A 23,753-nucleotide genomic window follows, 5' to 3' on the forward strand; every position below is an offset into this window, starting at 1 on the left:
AGGCCGCACATGGACGCGTTTAAGCTGCTCATTGCCAAAGTCTCGTCAGGGGCGAGTCTGACCGAGGCCGAAGCGCAGTCCGCGTTCGAGCTGATCTTCGCGGGAAGCGTCACTCCGGCCCAGCTCGGCGGGTTTCTGATGGCGCTTCAGGTGCGGGGCGAGAGCGTGGCGGAACTCACCGGCGCGGTTGCCGCGATGCGAAAGAAAATGCTGCGGGTTACGGCACCGGCCGGGGCGATCGATATTGTCGGCACCGGTGGCGACGGGCAGGGGACGTTCAATATCTCGACGCTCGCCGCGCTGATTACCGCCGCCTGCGGGGTTCCGGTCGCCAAACATGGCAACCGGGCGGCCTCCTCGAAGTCCGGGGCGAGCGATGTTTTGTCGGCCCTCGGCGTCGGTTTGGACCTGTCGCCCCATCAAGTCGAAACCTCCATAGCGGAGGCGGGCATCGGCTTCATGGCCGCGCGCGCCCATCATCCGGCGATGCGCTACGCGGCGCCGGTCCGGGCGGAGCTTGGCACGAGAACCATTTTCAATCTCATCGGCCCGCTCGCCAATCCGGCCGGAGTCAAGTATCAGGTGCTTGGTGTCTTTGCGCAGAGCTGGCTCGAACCGCTCGCTCATGTTCTGCGCAACCTCGGTTCGAAAAGAGTGTGGCTTGTACATGGGTCCGATGGCCTCGACGAGGCGACGACCACCGGCCCCTCTTTTGTGACCGCGCTGGAAGATGGCGAGATCCGCTCCTTTCAAATCGCGCCCGAGGATGCGGGACTTGCCCGCGCCACCGCCAAGGATCTCAAGGGGGGCGATCCTGCCGCCAATGCGACGGCGCTGCGGGAGGTGCTTGGCGGTGCCAAAAATGCTTATCGCGATATCGCCGTTCTGAACGCGGCGATCGCACTCGTGGTCGCCGGAAAGGCGGAAGATTTGAAGCACGGCGCGGGGTTGGCTGCCGACGCCATCGACGAAGGGCGTGCGGCCCGGACGCTCGCCAAACTTGTCACGGTGTCGAACCGCGCCGCGCCGCATGAGGTTCGTGTTGCCGAGCATGCCGGCGGGGACATGCGATGACCGATATTTTGAAAAAGATAGCGGCATATAAGCGGGGCGAAATCGCGGCGGCCAAGGTGCGCATGCCGATCGAGACCTTGGCCCGCAAGGCGCATGATCACGATCCGCCGCGCGGGTTCGTCAAGGCGATCGAGGCCAAGCGCGAAACCGGCCATGTGGCTTTGATCGCCGAGATCAAAAAAGCAAGCCCGTCGAAAGGGCTGATCCGCGCCGATTTCGACCCGCCCGCCCTTGCCCGCGCCTATGAGTCAGGCGGCGCCGCATGTCTTTCGGTGCTCACCGATGGGCCGTCGTTCCAAGGCAGCCTCGGCGATCTCGCTGCGGCGCGGCAAGCAACGCATTTGCCATGCCTTCGCAAGGATTTTCTCCTCGACCCCTATCAAGTTTATGAGGCGCGCGCGGGCGGCGCGGATTGCATCCTGATCGTGATGGCCTGCGTCACCGACGTGGAGGCCAGCGCCTTGACTCGCGCGGCGCATGATCTTGGCATGGACATTCTTGTCGAGGTTCATGACGAGGCCGAACTTGCCCGCGCGTTGCCGCTCGAGACGCGCCTTGTCGGAATCAACAATCGCGATTTGCGGACCTTCGAAGTCTCCCTTGAATTAAGCGAAAGGCTCGCCGCGAAGATCCCGCACGATCGGATCATCGTCGGCGAAAGCGGTATCGTCACGCATCAGGATTGTCTCCGCCTGCAGGCTCATGGGATTGGGGCTGTGCTTGTCGGCGAAAGCCTTATGCGTCATCGGGACGTCGCGGCGGCGGCGCGGGCGCTTCTGCTCGGCGAGCCGCAAGTGCGTGGCAGCAAATCTCAACGTAGCTGAGTTGTGCGGCTGCTGCCGCCTCTTGAGGAATTCATGACCGCCATGCCGGATCTCACCCATCTTTCCCCAACGGGGCAAGCCGATATGGTCGATGTCTCGGGCAAAGCAGTGACCGAGCGCATCGCGATCGCCGAAGGGCAGATCATCATGCAAAAAGCGACGCTTGACCTCGCCCTTTCGGGCAACGCCAAGAAAGGCGATGTGTTCGCGGCGGCCCGGATCGCCGCCATCATGGCAGCCAAAAAGGCGCATGATCTGATCCCGCTCTGCCACCCGCTGGCCTTAACCAAGGTCACCGTCGATCTCGAACCGGACAAAGGCTTGCCTGGCATTAGAGTCCGTGTGCTGGCCAAAGTTCTGGGCCAGACCGGCGTCGAGATGGAGGCGTTGACCGGCGTCTCCGTCGCTTGCCTGACGATCTATGACATGTTGAAGGCGGCCGACCGTGCCATGCGGATCGAAAATATCCAGCTAGTCCGCAAAAGCGGCGGCAAATCTGGAGATTTTGTGCGCGGCGAGGAGACTTCGCTGGCATGAGTGGTGGCGGGCTGCTTTCGGTGGCGCAGGCACGCGCCCGTATTCTTTCGAGTGTTCCAGCCGGTCTGCCGGTTGAGACCATTCCTCTCGAATGTGCGTCCGGCCGCACGCTGGCCCGCGATCTCGTTGCCCAGCTCACCCAGCCGCCGCAGGCCATGTCCGCGATGGATGGCTACGCGGTGCGCACGGAGGATCTGGCGCGGCTGCCGGTCAAGTTGAAACAGATTGGCGAGAGCAGAGCTGGGCACGGTTTTCAAGGGGCCATCGGTCTCAGGGAAGCGGTGCGGATTTTTACGGGCGCCCCGGTGCCGGAGGGCTGCGATACAATTTTGGTTCAGGAGAAGGCCCGAGTCGAGGCAGGTTTCGTTGAGCCTTTGGAAGCGGTGGCGGCCGGCCGCAACATTCGCGTCAAGGGAATCGATTTCTCGGAAGGCGAGGTTTTGCTTGCCGTCGGGACGCGGCTTGGCCCGTCGAACATTGCGCTCGCCGCGGCGATGAATTTCGCCAAGGTTGCGGTCACGAAGCGCCCGCGAGTGGCCATTCTCGCGACGGGCGATGAACTCGTGCGGCCCGGCGAAACAATTGGCCCCGACCAAATCATTGCCTCCAATTCCTTTTCCGTTGCTGCTCTGATCGAGACAGCGGGTGGCGAACCGTTCGATCTTGGCATTGCCAAGGATGAGTTGAGCGCGCTCGAAAACGGAATCGCCGCCGCGCGTGATGCCGGTGCCGATCTCTTGGTCACGCTTGGGGGTGCTTCGGTCGGCGATCATGATCTCGTCAAACCAGCGCTTGCCAAACAAGGTATGGAACTAAATTTTTGGAAGATCGCGATGCGTCCCGGAAAGCCGGTGATTCATGGAAGGCTTGGCCCGATGAGTATCCTTGGCTTGCCGGGAAATCCGGTCGCCGCTTTCGTTGCCGGATTGGTTTTTCTCGTGCCTTTGGTGCGGGCACTTTCCGGCGATCCAAATGCGGGCGGGGATCACAGCGAAGCCGCCGTTCTCGGCGTGGCGGTGCGCGGCAATGATAGCCGCCAGGATTATCTTCGGGCAACGCTGCGCCCGGGCGAGGCTGGCCTGCCAGTGGCGACCCCGTTCGATCTGCAGGACTCCTCCGTGCTGCGCATTCTCGCGCAATCCCAATGCCTCGTGGTCCGCGAACCTCACGCGCCGCCCGCGGCGGCCGGTGATCTATGCCGGATCATCAAGCTTGGACCGTGATGTGCCTCATCATAACCAGTCCGCGCAGGCTGCCGTGGCGTTGGGCAATCGTACCAAAACGTTTCACGTGAAACACTTTGGTGCGATTGCCTGGAAAAATCAGGCAAAGACCCGGACTTCCGGCATGGCTGAGAGCGGTAGAATCGCGCGAAGAAAGAGTACGATTGGCGGTTTTACGGAGCTGGGACGCGGCGTTACAGGGATCTCGCAAGCTTTGGCGATCGCGGTCCCATGAAAGCCAACGCGGAGGTCGATCTCCTCATCATCGGCGGCGGCATCAATGGAGCCGGGATCGCCCGCGACGCGGCGGGGCGTGGCCTTTCCGTGATGCTTTGCGAGCAGGGCGACTTGGCCGGGGCGACGTCGTCGGCGTCGAGCAAGCTCATTCATGGCGGCCTGCGCTATCTCGAATATTACAAATTCCGCTTCGTGCGGGAGGCGTTGAAAGAGCGGGAAGTTTTGCTTGCCATCTCGCCGCATATCGTCTGGCCCGCGCGCTTCATCCTACCGTATGAAAACGGGCTGCGCCCGGCTTTCATCATCGAGGCGGGCCTCCTTCTTTATGATTGGCTCGCCCCCCGCAAACGGCTGCGCCGCTCGCGCCGGATCGCTCTGCGCGGAACTTCGGAAGGGGCACCACTTAAGCAACATTTCACGACGGGCTTTGTGTATTCCGATTGCCGCGTGGACGACGCAAGGCTTGTGGTGCTGAACGCTGTCGATGCCCGGGAGCGCGGCGCCACCATCCTCACTAGGACGCGTTGCGTCGTCGCCCGGCGCGAGGACACTCTCTGGCATGTGTCATTGCTCGACGCCCATACCGCAACGATGACGACTGTGGCGGCGCGTGCGCTCGTCAATGCGGCGGGACCCTGGGCCGCCGATGTTTTCAGCGATGCGTCGGGATATGAGCCAGGCAAAAAGCTCCGCCTTGTGCAGGGCAGCCATATCATCGTGCGCCGGCTCTACGCGGGAGACCGATGCTATGTTTTGCAAAGCGAAGATCGGCGCATCATTTTCGTCATGCCCTATGAGACGGAGTATTCGCTCATCGGCACGACGGAAGTTTCCTTTAGCGGCGATCCTTCGAAGGCGCGCATCAGCGCGGACGAAATCGCCTATCTTTGTGCCTGCGTGTCGCGTTATTTCCGTATGCCATTGAGCCCCAGCGATGTCGTGGCGAGCTATACTGGTGTGCGGCCCCTTTATGATGACGGCGCGAAAAATGCTTCCGCCGCCACCCGCGATTATGTTCTCAATCTCGACGCGCCGCCAAAAGGGGCGCCGCTGATTTCGGTTTTCGGTGGCAAGATCACCACCTACCGCCGCTTGGCCGAGGACGCCATGGGCAAACTCTCGCCCTATCTGAAGCCGCCGCAAGACAATTGCTGGACGGCGGCGGCGCCGCTACCGGGCGGCGATATGGAAGACGGGAACTTCGACCGGTTTTTGCGCGCGTTGCGATGCAAATATCCTTGGCTCAAGGCGGAGATCGCCACCCGACTCGCCCATGCCTATGGCACGCGGGCGGGAGTCATTCTCGGCGCCGCGAAAAGCACCGCTGATCTTGGCATCGATTTCGGCGCGGGACTTTCTCAGGCCGAAATCGATTATCTGATTGCTCAGGAATTCGCCCTGACGCCCGAAGATATTTTGTGGCGGCGGTCAAAACTTTACTTGCAACTGTCGAACGATCAAATCGCGGCGGTGAGAGCTTATGTGGAAGCTCACACCCGGACGAGCGAGCATCCCAATGCCTAGCCAAACCATCCTCGCGATCGACCAGGGCACGACCTCGACACGGAGCCTGCTGTTCGACTCGGAAGGACGGTTGCTCGCCACGGCCCAACGCGAGTTCCCGCAATCCTATCCGCAGCCGGGTTTTGTCGAGCATGACCCCGCAACGATCTGGCGGGACGTTCTCGAAACGGCGCGCGAGGTCATCGAAAAATCCCCCGCGCCCGTGGCCGGGATTGGCATCGCCAACCAGCGCGAAACAACCGTCGTCTGGGACCGCACGGACGGCGCGCCCATTTATCCGGCCATCGTGTGGCAAGACCGGCGCACCGCTGGGCTATGCGAGCGCTTGCGGCTGGAAGGCGCTGAGGCGCTGGTTCGGGAGCGCACCGGTCTGCTTCTCGATCCTTATTTTTCGGCAACCAAACTTGCCTGGATTCTCGATCATGTCGCGGGTGCGCGGGCGCGGGCGGCGCGCGGCGAACTCGCTTTCGGCACCATCGACAGTTTTCTGCTTTGGCATCTGACGGGCGGGAAGGTCCATGCGACGGATGCGGCCAATGCCTCGCGAACCTTGCTGTTCGATATCCACCGCCAATGCTGGGACAAAGATCTTCTGAGATTGTTCGATATTCCAGAGGCACTCCTGCCCGACGTTCACGACAACAATTTTGTTTATGGGACCACGACGCCCAGTCTTTTCGGAAGTTCGATTCCAGTCGCAGGCATGGCGGGCGATCAGCATGCCGCGCTGATTGGACAGGCGTGCTTTGAGCCCGGCATGGCGAAAGCGACCTATGGCACCGGCTGTTTTGTCTTGCTCAACACCGGCCGCGAGGCATTGCCGCCAGCCAAGGGGATGCTCACCACACTGGCGTACCGGACGGGCGGCCGGCCCGTTTACGCCGTCGAAGGGTCGATTTTTGTCGCGGGAGCGGCGATGAAATGGCTGCGCGACCGGCTCGGGCTTTTTGCGGCTGTCGCGCAGACAGGCGCCATTGCGGCGGAGCTTGGCGGCAATGAGGGGGTCTATCTCGTGCCGGCGTTCGCAGGCCTTGGCGCACCGCATTGGGATCCCGGTGCGAGGGGGCTGATTTGCGGCCTCACTTTGGATTCCGGCCCGGCGCATCTCGTGCGCGCCGCACTGGAATCCGCCGCCTACCAAACGCTCGATCTGCTGCGCACGATACCGGGCGATGGCGGAGCGCCTCGCGCGCTGCGCATCGATGGCGGCATGGCGGCGAATGATTGGTTTTGCCAATTTCTCGCGGATATCATTGGGGCACCCGTCGAACGTCCACGGATGCTCGAGGCGACAGCGCAAGGGGCCGCCTTTCTGGCCGGGCTGACGCTCGGCGTTTTTGCTGATTTCGCCGCCGTCGCCGCGGCATGGGTTCCTGGCGGCCGGTTTGAACCGCGCATGGACGCAGCGACGAGGGACCAGTTGATAGCGGGATGGGGGGAGGCCGTTGCGCGGACGCTGACGAGGGACACGCTCGCCATCGGTTGAAGCCGCGCCACATATAAATCATGCGCCGGATGGATCGGATGACGCCCTGGAGAATTTCTCTTGGGGGCCGCCAAGATGGAGCAAGCGCATGAGGTCCGAAGCATCGACGCAAGAAGGCGTGTCGCGCCGCGCGTGCCTGACGCAGGCCGCCGCCGCCATGGGCTATACGCTTGCGGCTGGCCCCGTTCGCGCCGCCGCCATCAAGACGGGCACGGAAGGGCTCTCCGCTGGCATGGCGGCGGTGAAGGTGCCGGGCGGTGAAATGCCCCTCTATTTCGCGCGGCCGGGGGCGGCAACGAAACCGCCGGTCATTCTCGTCGCCATGGAGGTCTTCGGCCTGCATGAACATATTAAGGATGTGACGCGGCGACTCGCCAAGCTCGGCGCCTTCGCGGTGGCGCCGGATACGTATTTCCGCCTCGGCGATCTCGCAAAAATTTCCGAACCGGCGCAAGTCATGCCACTCACCGCCAGAAAACCCGATCAAGAACTGTTTGCCGATCTCGACGCGACGGTTGCCTGGGCGAAATCGCAAGGCGGCGATACGGACCGGCTTGGCATCATCGGCTTTTGCCGGGGCGGCCGGACCGTGTGGCTTTACGCCACCCACAATGCCGGGCTCAAGGCGGGTGTCGCGTTTTATGGCAGCCTCACGGACGCGCCAAGCGCGGCGATGCCGAAAAATGCTTTCGAGCTTGCAGACGAAGTGACGGCGCCGGTGCTGGGCCTTTATGGCGAAGAGTATACCGGGATTACGCCAGATCAGGTCGAGGCCATGAAAAAGAAGCTGGAAGCCGCCGGGAAAACCGCGAAATTCAAAGTTTACCCAGGCGCGGGCCATGGCTTCTTTGCCGACTACCGGCAAAGCTATCGCGCCGATGCGGCGCAAGATGCGTGGCGGCAGATGCAGGACTGGTTCGTGAAATACGGCGTCTTGGACTGACGGATCGGCGAGGTGTCACCATATTATCCAAGATGGAACCCGTAACAGGACAACGGCGATGGGAGTTGTTGAACGAACAGTTCTTCCCAAAGGTGCAAATCCCGATTGGACCATTCCGCAAGGGTTTGCGCGATACAGCGAGGCCGAACATCGGACCTGGACGACGCTTTATGAGCGGCAGGCCGAGATATTGCCGGGGCGCGCCTGCGATGCTTTCCTGCATGGCCTCGAGGCGCTTGACTTGCACGGCCAGGGTATTCCCGATTTCGCGCAATTGAACGAAAAGCTTTTTGAACTCACCGGATGGCGGGTCGTGGCGGTGCCAGGTCTTGTCCCCGATGCGGTATTTTTCGAACATCTCGCCAACCGACGGTTTCCGGCCGGCAATTTCATTCGCGGCGCCGATGAACTCGATTATCTGCAGGAGCCGGACATCTTTCATGATGTCTTCGGCCATGTGCCGATGCTGACCGATCCGGTCTTTGCCGATTACATGCAAGCCTATGGAAAAGGTGGGCTTCGCGCGCTCTCGCTGGGCAGTCTTGCCAATCTTGCCAGGCTCTATTGGTACACGGTCGAGTTCGGGCTGTTGGAAACGTCCGAAGGTTTGCGCATTTATGGCGCGGGGATCGTCTCGTCGCGAACCGAAACGATCTTCGCGCTGGCCTCCGAGTCGCCGAACCGGCTCGGCTTCGATCTGGAGCGGGTGATGCGCACGCTCTACCGGATCGACGACTTCCAGCAGGTCTATTTCGTCATTCCCTCGCTTCAACATTTGCTCGATGTGACCATAGGGACGGATTTCGGTCCCCTCTACACCAAAATTTCGTATATGCCCGACATTCCGATTGCGGCGATCGAACCAGGCGATAAGGTTTTTACGCGAGGGACTCAGGACTACGCGAGGAGCGGCGGCCGTCTGCACGGCGCGGCGTAGCCTCTGGCCGGAAAAGGACAATTCATGCGCGATAAAATTGTGGTCGTTACCGGCGGGTCTGGTGTGCTTGGCTATGCGGTCGCGGAAGCCGCGCTCGCGGCCGGAGCCTATGTGGCTCTCCCCGGCCGGGAAGAGACGAGCAAGCTTGCTAAACAAGACCGGCTGCTGGTGCTCGGCGGCGTCGATCTCACGGATTTTGCGGCGGTCACGAAGGCGTTCGAAGCGGTGGTGGCACGCTTCGGCAAGATCGATGGGCTCGCCAATATCGCGGGCGGCTTCCGCTGGCAGACCCTGGCCGAAGGCGACCTTTCCGGCTGGACAGACCAATTCAAAATGAATCTCTTGACCGCTGTGACGGCAACCAAGGCGGCACTGCCCTATCTGCGCGCCTCGCAGGGCGCCATCGTCAATGTGGGATCGGCGCCGGCCAAGAAGGCTGGATCCGGGATGGGCGCCTATGCCGCCTCCAAGGCCGGTGTACTGCGGCTGACCGAAAGCCTCGCCGAGGAGGAGAAACTCGCGGGCGTTCGCGTCAACGCGGTGCTGCCGACGATTATAGACACCCCCCGTAACCGCGCGGATATGCCCAAGGCCGATTTTTCCCGCTGGGTGAAGCCGGAAGACATTGCCAAAACCATATTGTTCCTGTTGTCTGGTGATGCCAAAGCGATCACCGGCGCCGAGATTTTGATTGCCGGGCGGACGTGATCATCCGCGCGCTTTGGCGGCGGTGAGCGGCAGCCGGTGGGTGTCCTTGAGCGTCGTCAAAACGATCGAGGATTTGACATGCGAGACGCTCGCATGCGGCAGGATCAAATCATTGATGATCCGCGACAGGCTTTTTAAGTCCGGCACCAGCACTTTCAGCAAATAATCAGAATCCCCGGTCAGCGCATAGGCCTCTTGGATTTCCTCGACCGTCTTGACGAAGTCGCTGAACTTTTTCGCATTCTCCTTGGAATGCGGAGACATGCTGACTTGGACGAGAGCGAGGAGATCAATGCCGAGGCGGCCGGCGTTGAGCCGCGCGGCATAGCCTTCGATGATCCCGGTTTCCTCGAGCCTTATCCGGCGGCGGGAACATTGCGAGGCGGAAAGCCCGACCTTTTCGGCAAGCTCGGCATTGGTGAGACGGCCATCGGCCTCGAGCGCGGCAAGCAGCTTGAGATCGAATTGGTCGAGTGCATCCATCTCTTGTGAATTCGGCATTTCCTACACGATCCGTGCATCCTTACCCGGAAACCGGCCCATTATACACGCCCATCTCGCGGTTTTCGCGCTATTTTTATGATGCTCGCAGCAGCAGAGGATAGAGCCGATGGGTCCGTTTCCGCACGACGCGCCGCCTGCCAAGATCAGTGCCGAAAACCCAGCCGGCACGGATGGGTTTGAGTTCGTGGAATTCGCCGCCGCCGATCCCGGTGCGCTCAAGACGCTGTTTGAGAAGATGGGTTTCGAGCGTGTCGCGCGCCACAAGACCCGCGCCATCGATCTCTACCGGCAGGGGAGCGTCAATTACATCCTCAACGCGGACCCCAGCAGTTTTGGCGGAAGATTTGTCGAGCGTCATGGCCCTTGTGCGCCAGCGATGGCCTGGCGCGTCGTCGATGCCAAGCACGCCTACACCCATGCGCTGGAACGCGGCGCGCAGCCCTACAACGGCGAGACGGGGGCCAAGACCATCGATGCGCCCGCAATCCTGGGGATCGGCGGCAGCCTGATTTATTTCATCGATACCTATGGCGCCAAGGGCTCGCCCTATGATGCCGAATTCGATTGGATTGGCGAGTGCGATCCGGCGCCGGTTGGGTGCGGCCTCTTTTACATCGATCATCTGACCAACAATGTGTTTCGCGGCGCGATGGACCGCTGGTATCAATTTTACCAAAATCTCTTCAACTTCCGTCAAATTCGCTATTTCGACATCTCCGGAAAATTTACTGGCCTGACGTCGCGGGCGCTGACGAGCCCTTGCGGAAAAATCCGGATTCCGTTGAATGAATCCGCCGACGACAAAAGCCAGATCGAGGAATTTCTGCACCAATATAAGGGCGAGGGCATTCAGCATATCGCGTGCGGCAGTAAGGACATTTATGCCAGCGTGAAGCGGTTGGCGGGGCGGGGCCTTGCTTTCATGCCGCCGCCTCCCGAAACCTATTACAAACGGATCGCCACGCGGCTTCCTGGTCATGGCGAGCCGGTGGAGGCTTTGCGGGAGAGCGGGCTTTTGATCGACGGCGAAGTCGTTGAAGGCGGCAAGCCGAAGCTTCTGTTGCAGATCTTCTCGAAGACGGTGATCGGCCCGATTTTTTTCGAGTTCATCGAACGCAAAGGTGATGAGGGCTTTGGCGAAGGTAATTTCAAGGCGCTGTTCGAGTCGATCGAAGCCGACCAGATCGAACGCGGCGTGCTGCATGCCTGAAAGTTCGTGCGCGGCAAGAAAAATTTGTGGGCGTCCTCGAAAAAATTGATCAAGCGCCTTGAAGTAGACGGAGGTTTAAAACGTGCTACCCTCTTTGTCTCATGAGGGCATGCCAAGCTGGCAATTTTTGATGCGCCGCAGTATACCAAGGGAGGCGAAAAATGCACGAATCGGAGAACTCTAACGCACTGTCGCATGCGCCGAGAGGACCCATTTTTCGAAGCCTGCTCGGCGGTGTCGTCGCCTCAATTCTTTTTATGACTTCGCCAGAGTCTTCCGGGGCGGCGCTCGCGCAGACGCCTGCCAGGAAACCCAATATTCTTGTTATCATGGGCGATGACGTCGGCTGGTTCAACATTGGTGCCTATCATCGAGGTATCATGTCCGGCAAGACGCCGAATCTCGACAAACTCGCCGATGAAGGCATGCTGTTTACCGACTATTACGCCGAGGCGAGCTGCACGGCAGGCCGGGCGAATTTCATCACCGGCGAACTGCCCATCCGCACGGGTCTCACCACGGTTGGTCAGGCGGGGGCTGATATCGGCTTACCGGACGAGGCCGTGACGCTTGCCACTGTGCTGAAGGCGCAAGGCTATGCGACCGGCCAGTTTGGCAAGAATCACCTCGGCGACCTCAACAAATTTTTGCCGACCGTGCATGGCTTCGATGAGTTCTTTGGCTACCTTTATCACCTCGACGCCATGTCGGATCCCTATTGGTACGATTATCCGCAAGATTGGATCGACAAGACGGGCCCTCGCAATTTGGTGCATAGCTTTGCGACCGACACCGCCGATCCGGCCGAGCAGCCGCGCTGGGGCAAGATCGGCAAGCAAAAAATCATCGATGAAGGACCGCTGGCACCGTTTCCGAATATGAAGGATATGCAGGGCTGGCAGCAAGGCCGAAAAGCGAAATATGATATGGAGACCTTTGACGATGTGCTCGTCAAGTCGTCGAGCGCCTTCATGGACAAAGCGAAAAAGGCTGGAAAACCTTTTTTCGTCTGGCACAATACGACGCGCATGCATGTCTTCACCTACCTTCCGCCGAAATATCAGGCGATGATGAATGCGAAGAACAATTACGGTCTCGAAGAAGCCGGCATGGCGCAGATGGACGACAGCGTCGGCCAATTGCTGAAGCATGTCCAGGATATGGGCGAGGCTGACAATACCATCGTCATCTTCACCACCGACAATGGGGCCGAAGTGTTCACCTGGCCGGACGGTGGGATGACGCCGTTCAGGGCCACGAAGGGCACCATTTATGAAGGCGGCTTCCGTGTTCCGTGCATTATCCGTTGGCCGGGCAAGGTCAAGCCAAGGTCTGTCGAAAATGGAATCTTCTCCGGACTCGATTGGTTGCCGACACTCGCCGCCACCGCCGGCAAGCCCGACATCAAGGACGAGCTTTTGCAGGGCGTAGAGCTGGAGGGCCGGACCTATAAAAACCATCTCGACGGCTACAATCAGTTGGACGTTCTGTTGGGCAAAGGGCCATCCGCACGCCACGAGCTTTTTTACTTCGGCGGCCCGCATCTTGGCGCGCTGCGGCTCGACGACTTCAAATTCCAATTCTTTCAGCAGCCCTATGGGTGGCCGGGAGAAAAGGTCACGACGGACATGCCGACGATCATCAACATTCGCCAAGATCCCTTCGAGCGGACGCCGTCGATCCACGGCGAAAACTTGAACAATCTCGGCGGCGGTTACATGAACGACTTCATGGCGCGCGAATTCTGGCGCTTCGTTCTCGTGCAGAAATATGTGGGGGAACTCGCACAGACGGCCATCGATTTTCCGCCGATGCAGGCGCCGGCGAGCTTCAACATCCAAGCCGTCAAGGAAAAGGTCGAGGAGGCCATCAGGGCCCGCGAAGGGCAATAGGTCGAGCTATTACGGCGGCGGGCGGTCCAAGAGGGCGCTCGCCTTGAGTTTGGGGTGCGACCGCGCCTTTTGAGGGCTAACGTGACCCTCTCGCCCAGAGATACTTCGCATAGATCGCGGTGACGATCAGCGTAAGCATGAGCGCGGCGAGCAAAGCCACCGCGAGCACTCCTGCAGCGGGCGTCGCATAGGCGCGAAAAATATATTGCGGGGTCTGGTCCGTGAAGGGGCTGAAATGCGCGAGCCAGCCTAATGCCGCGCCTAAGCCCGCAGTGACCGCCCAGAACAGCGGTCCAATCTTGTTCCGTAGATAGAAACAAAGCCCAAGACCAAGAAACACATCTTTTGCAAAGAGGAGTAGAACGGGCAAGAGGTGCCAGCGAATGTCGCCCCTAAAAATATGATCGATGTCGTGGCCCAAGCTCAACACGATCAGGAGAACCACGAGAATGATGAGTTTCCTATCAGCCACATTATCCTCCTCGATGGGTGACGCCCTATATATGGGGAGGCGATCCAAAGAGTTTCACCCATGACACAATACATGCCTGGCTTCGGCAATGATTTCGAGACCGAGGCGTTGCCGGGCGCCTTACCGCAAGGGCAAAACTCGCCGCAGCGCTGTCCCTATGGGCTTTATGCCGAGCAATTGTCAGGTACGCCCTTCACCGCGCCGCGCGGCGCCAATGAGCGCTCCTGGCTCTACCGCATGCGCCCTTCGGTCCGGCATGCGAGCCACTTTACCAGCATCGATGTTCCCTATTGGAAAACCGCGCCGCATATCGCCGCGCACCGCCTGGCGCTGGGCCAATTGCGTTGGGACCCTTTGCCCATTCCAGACGCGCCGCTGACTTTCGTCAGCGGCATGCGGACCATCACGACGGCGGGCGATGTCCGCACCCAGACCGGCATGGCGGCGCATGTCTTTTTCGTCACGGAAAACATGGACGATGATTATTTTTTCAATGCCGACGGCGAACTCTTGATCGTTCCGCAAACGGGCGGCCTCGACATTGCGACAGAGCTTGGCCAACTCATCGTCACGCCTGGCGATATCGCGGTGATCCCGCGCGGCATGAAATTCAAGGCCGGGTTGCAAGATGGTCCCGCGCGCGGCTATGTGTGCGAGAATTATGGCGCGAAGTTCACCTTGCCGGGGCGCGGGCCGATCGGCGCCAATTGTCTCGCCAATCCACGGGATTTCAAAACGCCGGTGGCGCGTTACGAAGATAAGGAAACGGCGTGCCGCCTGACCGTCAAATGGTGCGGCGGCTTCCATGTCGCCGAGATTGGGCATTCGCCGCTCGATGTCGTCGCTTGGCATGGCAATTACGCGCCTTACAAATATGATTTGCGCACCTTCTCTCCGGTTGGTGCGATTTTGTTCGATCACCCGGACCCGTCCATTTACACGGTGCTGACCGCGCCGTCCGGGGAGGCGGGCACCGCAAATGTCGATTTCGTGATTTTTCCCGAACGCTGGCTCGTCGCCGAACATTCGTTCCGGCCGCCGTGGTTTCACATGAACATTATGAGCGAGTTCATGGGGCTGATTTTCGGCCAATATGATGCCAAGGCGAAAGGCTTTGCGCCGGGCGGGATTTCGCTCCACAATTGCATGCTGCCGCATGGTCCGGACACACAAGCCTTCGACCGGGCGAGCACCGTTGAGCTGAAACCCGAAAGGCTTGAAAACACCCTCGCCTTCATGTTCGAGACGCGCTATCCCCAACAGGTGACGGAATATGCGGCCAAGCTCCCGGAACTTCAAAGCGATTATGCCGATTGCTGGAGCGGTTTGGAAAAGCATTTTGATCCAAATCGCCGGTGACGAGGCGGCGTCCTCATGAAACTCGCGACACTTGCCAACGGCACCCGCGACGGGCGGCTTGCCGTGGTTTCTCGCGACCTCGCCTACGCCACGGATGCGGGCGGAATCGCCAAGACTCTTCAGGAGGCGCTCGATGATTGGACGCGCCTCGCCCCTAGGCTCGAAACACTCGCGATCTCACTTGAAGCAGGTTCGGTGCCGCGCGAGCGGTTCCGCGAGCATGAGGCGCTTTCGCCGCTTCCCCGCGCGTTTCAATGGATCGACGGCTCCGCCTATTTGAGTCACGTGGAACTGGTGCGCAAGGCACGCGGCGCCGCGATGCCGCCGGAATTTTTCACCGATCCCTTGCTGTATCAAGGCGGATCGGATGCTTTTTTGGCGCCCCGCGCCCCCATCCGTATGCCGGACGAAAATTTCGGAATTGATTTTGAAGGCGAAGTCGCGGTCATCGTCAAGGATGTTCCGATGGGCGCGGACAGAACCGAGGCCGCCGCGTCCATTGTCCTCGTTGTTATCGTCAACGATGTCTCGTTGCGCAACCTCATTCCGGCAGAACTCGCCAAGGGTTTTGGATTCTTCCAGTCGAAACCTTCGTCGGCTTTTTCGCCGGTCGCTGTCACGCCCGATGAACTCGGCATCGCGTGGGATGGCGGACGCCTGCATCTTCCCTTGCTCGTCAGCCGCAACGGCGTGCTTTTCGGCCGGCCGGATGCGGGCGCCGGAATGAATTTTGATTTTCCAGCCCTCATTGCCCATGCGGCAAGGACCAGGCCTTTGGGTGCGGGCACCATCATTGGATCCGGCACCGTTTCCAACAGTGAGGCGGATGGAAGCCCGGCCCGCCCGGTCAGTGCTGGAGGCGACGGATATTCCTGCCTTGCCGAAGCGCGGATGGTCGAGGCCATGACGGGCGGTGCGCCCGCGACTGAATTTTTACGCTTCGGCGATACGGTCCGCATCGAGATAAAAAATGCCGGCGGCCACTCCGTCTTTGGCGCCATCGAACAGACGGTGGAAGCTTATGGAAGACCCGTTGCCTGAGCCGTGCCTTTTCGGCTATTGGCGATCGAGCGCCGCCTACCGGGTGCGTATCGCGCTCAATCTAAAGAGGATCACCACGCGGCAGATCCCGGTGCACCTGCAAGCAGCTGAGCAGAAGGGCGCGGATTATCGTATGCTCAATCCGGCGGGCCTCGTTCCGCTGTGGCGCGAGCCGGATGGGTTCACTCTCGCCCAGTCGCTTGCCATCATCGAATATCTGAATGAAAAATTTCCCGATCCGCCGCTTTTGCCGGAGGATGTGCGCCTGAAGGCGATCTGCCGCGAGATCGTCTATACGATCGCTTGCGACATTCATCCGGTCGGCAATCTCAGAGTGCTGGAAAAGCTCACCGCGGATTATGGCGCTGACGCCGGCGCCAGAGCCGCCTGGAACCAGCACTGGATCGCGGCAGGCTTCGCCGCCATCGAAGCGCGGCTTGCCAAGGCGGCCGGCCGGCATGCGATCGGAGACAGGATCAGCTTGGCCGACATTTGTCTTGTGCCCCAGGTTTATAACGCGCGCCGAATGGGGTTCGATTTGACACTTTATCCTTGCATCGTCTCGGCCGACGCGGCGGCACGCAATTTGCCTGCTTTCATGGCGGCGGCGCCCGAGGCCCAGGCTGATGCGCCTTAATCTGCTTCCTGTGAAGCTGCGACGCAGCGGAACACATTCTGGCGTTGTTGCAAACGTTGGCTTTGCGCCGATGCCCTGCTAAACAAGGGAGGTTACAGTCCTAGGAGAGCTGAATTGATGAAAATCATCGCCGCGAATCACGGTGCCTGGTTTGTTGGGGTTCGAGGATGACTTGGCCGGCCGTCGTTGCGTTGGCTTTAATGTTTCTTGGATTGCTGCAGCGCAGTCCGTATTTTTTGCTTTACCTCTTTTTTGGGTTAGGTCCATTTGCGTCACTCTCCTTGCTTGGCGATGCGGGCGGGGCGAATATCTTGCCCCAAGCGGCTTGCGGAGTCCTGCTCGTTTGCAAATTGCTCCTTGCCAAGGGTCAGATCCCTCGCGCATTCGATGCGGCAATCGATCCCGCCAAACTTGGGTTCCTTTTTGCTTTTCTTCTTTATGGCCTATTTTCTGCCTATGTGATGCCCCGGCTCTTCGCCAATATGATGGAAATCGTCGAGATGAACCCGGAATATCTCGGGACGAGCCTGTTGCATCCGGCGATGGCAAACTTCAATCAATCCGTTTATATGACTCTGTCGGTTGGCACTGCCCTCGCTTTCGCTATCTATGGCGAACGGGCGAATTTCCGGCAGCATTACATCCAGGCCTTATGGGTTGCGGGGGTCGTTCTGATCGCCACAGGACTTGTCGATATGACTTTTGCGGCGGCCGGTCTTGACTCCTTATTGGAACCATTCCGTAACGCCTATTCCATTCTCAGCAAAGCCGAAGTGTTGGGTTCGAAGCGGGTGGTGGGCCTGACGCCGGAAGCCTCATCCTATGGGACAATGTGCGTTGGGGCGGCGGCGAACCTTGTTTTCTTGCGGCCGTGTTACGAGCGCGCAGTGTTGCGCAACTATCTTGTGCCCCTGACAAGTCTGGGTCTTCTGGGAATGGCGGTTCTCTCGACGTCTTCGGCGGCTTATGTCGGCCTCGTGGTGTTCTCCTTGCTGTTCGCTGCGAACTGGATGCGGCGCGCTTTGTCAGCCGATGTGCCGGGGCGAGAAGGGCTCAAATGGGAGGCTTTTATTGCCGTTTGCGCCGGGCTCGCCGTTCTTGCCATCCTAGCGCTTGTTCCCAGTATGATGGACCCAGTCTACGCGATGATTGACGAGATCATCTTCAAAAAAAGCCAGACTGATTCCTATGTTGAGCGGACCATGTGGTCGAGACTCGCGCTGAACGCCTTTTTCTCGACATATGGGCTCGGGGTTGGCATAGGGTCGGTGCGGACATCGAATTGGTTTGTTGCCATATTGAGCAGCACGGGTGTGATTGGAGCGGGGTTTCTAGGCTGGTTCATTTTGCGCCTATACATCCTGCCTTGCCGGTCTGCCGATGCGCGAACGCGCGAGATGGCATGGGGGTTGAAGTTCGGCTTGCTTCCTTCCTATGCGATGGGGGCGCTTGTGGGGACGACCCCTGACATCGGCGTGATTAATGGCGCGGCGTTGGGAATGCTTACAAGTCTCATTTCGATCAATCCTGCTGCGAAATTGCGCTTTAGGGGCAATATCGGCGGCCATCTCCGGGCCCGGAACAACTAACCGGCCGTGGCATTTGATCCTGCCGCTCACATAGCGGTTTTGCGGCCATGATGGCTTAAAGGGCAAGATAGGAGGTCCAGTCCTGGTTTACCTCGTAGGTCCTAAAAGCCAGGGGTTGAGCCGACTGCTCCGGGGGACGAAATTCGTGAATATGATCACAGACGCAAGCATGGGGCGGCCCTTGGGTCTGGTCCAGGGCATGCGCCTAACCTGCAATCGTGCGGCACTGCTTGCGATATTGGCCGCTGGGCCAATAACGTTACAGCCGGTGTTGGCGCTTGACATGGAGGTTCAGCGGCACCCGTCACTTACCATCCCGTTACCGCCCCCACGTCCGGCGGGCATTGGGAGTCCCGCAACGGTTCAATCCCCGTCAGCGCTGCCAGACCCAGCCGTCCCGGGTATGGCACCGGTGCCGTCACCATACCCGCCGCCGCAGCCGCGAAATTTGCCTCCGGCCTCCCGTGCCCGGATGCATGAATGTGCGCTGGCATGGCAAAAGATGAAGGAATCAGGAGCTGCCACCGACAAAATCTGGTATGAGTTTGCCCAGGACTGTCTCGTGAAGTGAACCCAAATGCTTTGCTCGGCAAGAAGCCCAGGTTCGTTTCCAAGTTCAATATGACTATCTTGTCAAATGGCGCATGACAAAACCCACAAAGGGCAATCCGGGGAAAGACAACCGGCGGCGCCAGGAAAACCCCTCGCGCGATAATTACGCCCGAGAGCCGCAGCCGGCCGTCTCATTCTCCCCGTCGGCCGTTAGGAGGACTCCGGGGGGCTAGGCGGAGGGGCTGGCGGCTTGCGGGCAGCAGGTTTGCGTACCACCTTTTTACCACCCGACTTCTTTGTTGCGGCTTTCCGGGAGGATTTTTTTGCCGCCGACTTCTTGGTGGCGGACTTCTTTATGGCGGCCTTCTTTACCGGCTTTTTCTTCGCCACGGCCTTGCGCACCGCTTTCTTGGGAGCGCTTTTTTTCACGCTCCCTTTTTTCGCGGCGCTCTTCTTGGCGGCGGATTTCTTCACTGACTTTTTGGTGGTAGCCTTCACCATGTTCAAAGTTCCCTCTGCTGTTTTAGCCGGCTGATTCAAAATGCCGACTTGAGGCTTGCATAGGGTAGCGTTGTTCATCGGCCTTGCAAGAGGTGTTGCTTCGCAAGCAACGCAATCAAGCTCGAATAACGCTTCAACATCGCGTCCAAGAAATGCTTCCGGATGTGCTTTAAGCGGATCAAAAAGCCGCTATTCGATTGCTATGATCACTGCATGCGGGAGATCTGACAGGCCGCACACATGGCAATGAAGAAGATCTGATGCGGTCCTGTTTGCGGACAGTGCGAGACTCCTTTGAATTACATCCGCAGATTCAAAAACCTATTATTTTTAAAGGCTCTATTCTATTTCTGAGTTCTCCGCATAGCGGCCCTATCGAGAGATGCCACGAAGATTAGTGCAACGTCCAATCATGCGGCTGCGAGGTTCATTTTCGATTGAGGAGAGCAATTTTGAAGCATCGATTTGCGTTCCTCAGCGCAGTCTCCATGTGAAGCATGGAGCGAGGATTGAACGCACGGAATGGGGGCAAAAAAAAATTTGTTGGATGAAAAAAAATCCGGTGCGAAATGGCGTGGCGAGCACGAAAATTGGCACGCATCGCGCGAATCACCCGAATCATTTGCTGATTCGACACATCGATTCAGAGCCCGAGCTTCGCCTTCAAGATGTCGTTGACGGTTTGCGGATTGGCCTTGCCGCCGGTCTCTCTCATCACCTGACCGACAAACCATCCAAGCATTGAAGGCTTTGCCTTCGCTTGTTCAGCCTTGGCGCCATTGGCGGCGATGATCGCGTCGATGGCCGCCGCGATCGCGCCTTGATCCGTGACTTGTTTTAGGCTGCGGGCTTCGACGATCGCGCGGGGTTCTCCGTCCTTATCCTCGTTGATGAGGATCGCCAGCACATCCTTGGCGATCTTGCCCGAGATCGCGCCCTCGCTGATAAGATCGACAATTCCGGCAACTTGACTCGGTTTGATATGGGTCAGCGGAATCGGCAGCCCTTGCGAATTTGCAAAGGCGGCGACGTCACCATTGATCCAATTGGCAACCAGTTTTGGATCGCGTTTCGTTCCGCCATGCTTGACCGCTGCTTCGAAATAATCCGTCGTGTCCTTGTCGGCGACGAGGACCCCGGCATCATAGGGCGGCAAACCGTAGTCCCGAACGAAACGTGCCTTCTTCTCATCGGGAAGTTCTGGCAGATAGCCGGCCAGGGCGTCGACATAGGCCTGATCAAATTCGAGCGGCAGCAGATCGGGATCGGGGAAATAGCGGTAGTCATGTGCTTCTTCCTTGGAGCGCATCGAGCGGGTCTCGCCGCGCCCAGGATCGAACAGCCGGGTTTCTTGATCGATGCGGCCGCCGTCCTCGATGATCGCGATCTGGCGGCGCGCTTCGGCCTCGATCGCTTGCCCGATGAAGCGGATCGAGTTGACGTTCTTGATTTCGCAACGCGTGCCGAGCGGCTCGCCGGGGCGGCGCACCGACACATTGACATCCGCCCGCAGCGACCCCTGGTCCATGTTGCCGTCGCAGGTGCCAAGATAGCGCAGGATCGTGCGAAGCTTGGTCACATAAGCCCTGGCTTCGTCGGCCGAGCGCAAGTCAGGTTTCGACACGATTTCCATCAGCGCGACGCCCGAACGATTGAGATCGACGAAGGAGTCCGTCGCGGATTGATCATGCAGTGACTTGCCGGCGTCCTGTTCGAGATGCAATCGCTCGATCCCGACTTCAATCTGCTCATCGGCCGAGACATCGACCGTGACCGTGCCCTCGCCGACGATGGGACTTTTATATTGCGAAATCTGATAGCCCTGCGGCAGATCGGGATAGAAATAATTCTTCCTGTCGAACACCGAGCGCAGGTTGATCTTGGCTTTAAGGCCTAGCCCTGTGCGTACGGCCTGCGCCACGCATTCCTCATTAATGACGGGGAGCATGCCTGGCATCGCGGCGTCAACGAGGGAGACATTGGCGTTCGGATCCTTGCCGAACTCGGTCGAGGCGCCCGAGAAAAGTTTTGATTTCGAGGTCACTTGGGCGTGAACTTCCATTCCGATCACAACCTCGAAACTGCCGGTCGCGCCCTTGATCAGTTTTCCGGGATTCTCGCGCGGGGTCATCATATTCCTCTCAAAGCTTACAAGCCGTACAATCACTGTATCATACCGCCGCTCAGAGGCGCATGTCCCGAAAAAAGCCGCTGGGCGTATAATGGCGGCATCATGCCGGCGAGCTGCGCGCCCCCAGACAAATGAAAACGCCGCCACGGACGGAACCGTAGCGGCGTTTCTGCTTGCCCACGGAGCCGCCAAACTTAACGTCTGGCGGCCGTGGCAGCGTTACTCAGTATCTGGCGACGACGGGCGAGGACGGCCAGGCGAATTTATAGGTCAGACCCAGGCGGCCGGTCTGCATTGTCTCTCTCGATGTGTGGTTGGGAATGGCGATCGAAAGGCCGGGCGCAAAGACACCCGGGAAGCCCGCGAAGCCAGCGTCGGCGAAACCCAACCTGCCGAAATCATAGTAGCGGTATTCGGCGCGCGCCGTCCAATTGCCCCAGAAGTTATATTCAAGGCCGCCGCCGACGTCGAAGCCGTAGCGATTGGCGGCGAAGAAGCGGTTCACCGGGAAGCCCAAGAGACCAGCAACAGAATTCGCGCCTTGGAAGTTGATCGCATTGCGGATGTCGCCATAGGCAAAACCGCCAATCGCATAGACAAGCAGGCGGTCAAAGGCGACGCCGATGCGGGCATCGGCCGAACCGAACTCGCGGACGGAGGTCGACAGATAATTCAATGGGAACGCCGAGGCGCTTCCGGTGACGCCGGCGAAATTATATTCGCCCTGCACACCGACAACGAGCGGCCCCATCAGCTGATAATTGAACCCGACATGAAGGCCGCCAAAGACCCCAGTGCTCGAATAGCCGTCAGAAAAATTTAATGTGTCAAACAGGCTAACGGAAGTCCTGCCAGCGGCGCCGCCGACCTGCGCGCCAAGTTCAAAGCCGGTCCACACGAAAGGTGGCGGCGGCAGCGGCGCCGGGACAGGCGCCAGGTCCGCCGCATTCGCCGCCGTACTGGCCAAAAGGACGCCGGCAGCCGCACCGGCCAGATACTGTATGAAGTCCCGCTTCATGGAATCGCTCCCTCTATCGTTTCGCTTTCAGCCATTCTTTATCGTCGTCAACTTTTACCATCCGGCGAGAACCGGACAAGACCGTGGGAGCCACAACAGCCCTCTAATGGTGCCAAGGATGCTGCAATTTTGTGGCCTGTGGCATTTATGCTGCACATGTTTGCCGACAATTGGTTTTCCAACGCCGGTAATAGAGACCGGTAATAGAGAAGTGGTGAGATAGGGCGGTTTCCCGATCAAACCCCTCTTCGCCCCGCCGCCCCAGAGCGCCCTTGTCCGTGTCCGATTTTCAAGCGGCCACTTGACTTGCGTTTGTTGCGATGCCACTCCGCTGCGCTCACGGAAATGCGGCCCAAATAAAGTGGGATGGGATGTTCAAGGCTTTCGTTTTTCCCGGACAGGGGTCTCAGGCCATCGGCATGGGCAAGGCCTTGGCAGAGACGTTCCCGCAGGCGCGTGCGGTTCTGGCCGAAATCGACGAGGCCCTCGGGCAGAACTTGTCCTTGCTTATGTTCGAGGGGCCGCAGGACGAGCTGACCTTGACCGCGAACGCGCAACCGGCGTTGCTTGCCGCTAGTCTTGCCGCCGTTCGCGTGCTGGAGGCCGAGGCGGGGCTCGATCTTTCGCGAGACGCGAGCTTTGTCGCGGGGCATTCGCTGGGCGAATATTCCGCGCTCGCGGCGGCTGGATCTTTGGGCGTGGGCGAGGCCGCCAAACTGCTTCGCGTGCGCGGGCTTGCCATGCAAGCGGCCGTCCCGGTTGGCACCGGCGCGATGGCGGCGTTGCTCGGGGTCGAGTGCGAGGCCGCCGAGGCCATCGCCAAACAGGCGGCGAAAGATACCGGGGAAGGCGCGATTTGTGAGGTTGCCAATGACAATGGCGGCGGCCAGGTCGTGGTGTCAGGAACCACTGCCGCGGTGCACCGCGCAATCGAGATCGCCAAGGAGCAAGGCGCGCGCCGCTCGGTGCTTTTGCCGGTTTCGGCGCCCTTTCACTGCGCCCTGATGAAGCCTGCCGCTCTCGCCATGGAGGCGGCGTTAAGCCGGGCTACCATCAAACGGCCTTGCGTTCCTCTGATCTCGAATGTGCTGGCGGCGCCTGTCACCGAACCCGACGAGATCCGCAAGCTCCTGGTTGCGCAAGTTACCGGGGCCGTGCGATGGCGTGAAAGTATGGTCTTCATGGCGGAAAAAGGAATTTCGGTGTTCGTTGAATGCGGCGCCGGGAAAGTTTTGTCGGGACTTGTCAAAAGAATCGCGGGCGCGGCGCGCGGTGTTTCAATCGGCATCCCGGCCGACATCGAGATTTACCGCGCCCTTGCTTAGCCCCTGGCGGCGCATATTCGGAGTTTGCG

At 59.6% G+C, this 23,753-nt stretch carries 21 protein-coding genes; 16 read left to right on the plus strand and 5 right to left on the minus strand.

What is annotated here, in order from left to right; all coding sequences use genetic code 11:
• Positions 1-9 precede the first annotated feature (9 nt).
• The 9 genes from trpD (at position 10) to QEV83_RS14165 (ending at position 9,493) form a co-directional block, all read left to right on the plus strand.
• Complete coding sequence (gene trpD / locus QEV83_RS14125) at positions 10-1,074, plus strand: anthranilate phosphoribosyltransferase (RefSeq protein ID WP_280128351.1); 1,065 nt, start codon at positions 10-12, stop codon at positions 1,072-1,074.
• The gene (gene trpC, locus QEV83_RS14130; protein ID WP_280128352.1) at positions 1,071-1,898 is read left to right on the plus strand and encodes an indole-3-glycerol phosphate synthase TrpC; all 828 of its coding nucleotides are present in this window, start codon (positions 1,071-1,073) and stop codon (positions 1,896-1,898) included. Before trpD ends, trpC begins: the two co-directional genes overlap by 4 nt.
• A gap of 33 nt (positions 1,899-1,931) precedes the next feature.
• Entirely contained in the window at positions 1,932-2,435 is a 504-nt protein-coding gene (gene moaC / locus QEV83_RS14135) for a cyclic pyranopterin monophosphate synthase MoaC (RefSeq protein WP_280128353.1), read from the plus strand.
• Positions 2,432-3,658, plus strand: a complete 1,227-nt coding sequence (gene glp / locus QEV83_RS14140; protein ID WP_280128354.1) for a gephyrin-like molybdotransferase Glp — start codon at positions 2,432-2,434, stop codon at positions 3,656-3,658. The genes moaC and glp overlap by 4 nt, the downstream gene beginning before the upstream one ends.
• A 231-nt stretch (positions 3,659-3,889) precedes the next feature.
• A complete protein-coding gene (gene glpD / locus QEV83_RS14145; RefSeq protein ID WP_280128355.1) occupies positions 3,890-5,419 on the plus strand; it encodes a glycerol-3-phosphate dehydrogenase in 1,530 nt (509 codons plus the stop codon).
• Entirely contained in the window at positions 5,412-6,905 is a 1,494-nt protein-coding gene (gene glpK / locus QEV83_RS14150; RefSeq protein ID WP_280128356.1) for a glycerol kinase GlpK, read from the plus strand. The genes glpD and glpK overlap by 8 nt, the downstream gene beginning before the upstream one ends.
• 157 nt (positions 6,906-7,062) lie before the next feature.
• Positions 7,063-7,848, plus strand: coding sequence for a dienelactone hydrolase family protein (locus tag QEV83_RS14155; RefSeq protein ID WP_280131069.1), 786 nt, complete (start codon positions 7,063-7,065; stop codon positions 7,846-7,848).
• A 58-nt stretch (positions 7,849-7,906) separates the two neighbouring features.
• A complete protein-coding gene (gene phhA, locus QEV83_RS14160; RefSeq protein WP_280128357.1) occupies positions 7,907-8,785 on the plus strand; it encodes a phenylalanine 4-monooxygenase in 879 nt (292 codons plus the stop codon).
• Positions 8,786-8,809: 24 nt separating this feature from the next.
• A complete protein-coding gene (locus tag QEV83_RS14165; protein WP_280128358.1) occupies positions 8,810-9,493 on the plus strand; it encodes an SDR family oxidoreductase in 684 nt (227 codons plus the stop codon).
• Here the strand turns inward: QEV83_RS14165 and QEV83_RS14170 are convergent, their stop codons facing one another.
• A complete protein-coding gene (locus QEV83_RS14170) occupies positions 9,494-9,976 on the minus strand; it encodes an Lrp/AsnC family transcriptional regulator (protein WP_280131070.1) in 483 nt (160 codons plus the stop codon).
• Positions 9,977-10,103: 127 nt separating this feature from the next.
• Here QEV83_RS14170 and hppD point away from each other — a divergent pair, with 127 nt between their 5' ends.
• Both hppD and QEV83_RS14180 read left to right on the plus strand, forming a co-directional pair.
• Positions 10,104-11,207 (plus strand): 4-hydroxyphenylpyruvate dioxygenase, encoded by a 1,104-nt coding sequence (gene hppD, locus QEV83_RS14175; protein WP_280128359.1) that lies wholly within the window; start codon positions 10,104-10,106, stop codon positions 11,205-11,207.
• Positions 11,208-11,464: 257 nt separating this feature from the next.
• Entirely contained in the window at positions 11,465-13,099 is a 1,635-nt protein-coding gene (locus QEV83_RS14180; RefSeq protein WP_280131071.1) for an arylsulfatase, read from the plus strand.
• A gap of 76 nt (positions 13,100-13,175) precedes the next feature.
• Here QEV83_RS14180 and QEV83_RS14185 read toward each other — a convergent pair whose 3' ends face one another.
• Positions 13,176-13,571, minus strand: a complete 396-nt coding sequence (locus QEV83_RS14185; RefSeq protein WP_280128360.1) for a hypothetical protein — start codon at positions 13,569-13,571, stop codon at positions 13,176-13,178.
• A gap of 60 nt (positions 13,572-13,631) precedes the next feature.
• On the opposite strand from QEV83_RS14185, the gene hmgA reads away from it, so the two are divergent.
• The 4 genes from hmgA (at position 13,632) to QEV83_RS14205 (ending at position 18,197) form a co-directional block, all read left to right on the plus strand.
• Positions 13,632-14,930, plus strand: coding sequence for a homogentisate 1,2-dioxygenase (hmgA, locus tag QEV83_RS14190; RefSeq protein WP_280128361.1), 1,299 nt, complete (start codon positions 13,632-13,634; stop codon positions 14,928-14,930).
• A 15-nt stretch (positions 14,931-14,945) separates the two neighbouring features.
• Complete coding sequence (locus QEV83_RS14195; RefSeq protein ID WP_280128362.1) at positions 14,946-15,971, plus strand: fumarylacetoacetate hydrolase family protein; 1,026 nt, start codon at positions 14,946-14,948, stop codon at positions 15,969-15,971.
• Entirely contained in the window at positions 15,964-16,608 is a 645-nt protein-coding gene (gene maiA / locus QEV83_RS14200; RefSeq protein ID WP_280128363.1) for a maleylacetoacetate isomerase, read from the plus strand. Before QEV83_RS14195 ends, maiA begins: the two co-directional genes overlap by 8 nt.
• 167 nt (positions 16,609-16,775) lie before the next feature.
• Positions 16,776-18,197, plus strand: a complete 1,422-nt coding sequence (locus tag QEV83_RS14205) for a hypothetical protein (protein WP_280128364.1) — start codon at positions 16,776-16,778, stop codon at positions 18,195-18,197.
• A gap of 762 nt (positions 18,198-18,959) precedes the next feature.
• Here the strand turns inward: QEV83_RS14205 and QEV83_RS14210 are convergent.
• The 3 genes from QEV83_RS14210 to QEV83_RS14220 all read right to left on the minus strand — a co-directional run bounded on the left by QEV83_RS14210 (position 18,960) and on the right by QEV83_RS14220 (position 22,399).
• Entirely contained in the window at positions 18,960-19,328 is a 369-nt protein-coding gene (locus QEV83_RS14210; RefSeq protein WP_280128365.1) for a histone-like protein 2, read from the minus strand.
• 565 nt (positions 19,329-19,893) lie between these two features.
• Positions 19,894-21,381 carry an Asp-tRNA(Asn)/Glu-tRNA(Gln) amidotransferase subunit GatB gene (gene gatB / locus QEV83_RS14215; protein WP_280131072.1) on the minus strand — a complete coding sequence of 496 codons (1,488 nt, stop codon included), beginning with the start codon at positions 21,379-21,381 and terminating at the stop codon, positions 19,894-19,896.
• A 223-nt stretch (positions 21,382-21,604) separates the two neighbouring features.
• Entirely contained in the window at positions 21,605-22,399 is a 795-nt protein-coding gene (locus QEV83_RS14220) for an outer membrane beta-barrel protein (protein WP_280128366.1), read from the minus strand.
• A gap of 371 nt (positions 22,400-22,770) precedes the next feature.
• Here QEV83_RS14220 and fabD point away from each other — a divergent pair, with 371 nt between their 5' ends.
• On the plus strand, positions 22,771-23,724 hold the full coding sequence (fabD, locus tag QEV83_RS14225; RefSeq protein WP_280128367.1) for an ACP S-malonyltransferase: 954 nt from the start codon (positions 22,771-22,773) through the stop codon (positions 23,722-23,724).
• The last annotated feature ends 29 nt before the right edge of the window (positions 23,725-23,753 follow it).

Origin of the sequence: Methylocapsa sp. D3K7 (assembly GCF_029855125.1) — a bacterium.
Lineage (GTDB): Bacteria > Pseudomonadota > Alphaproteobacteria > Rhizobiales > Beijerinckiaceae > Methylocapsa.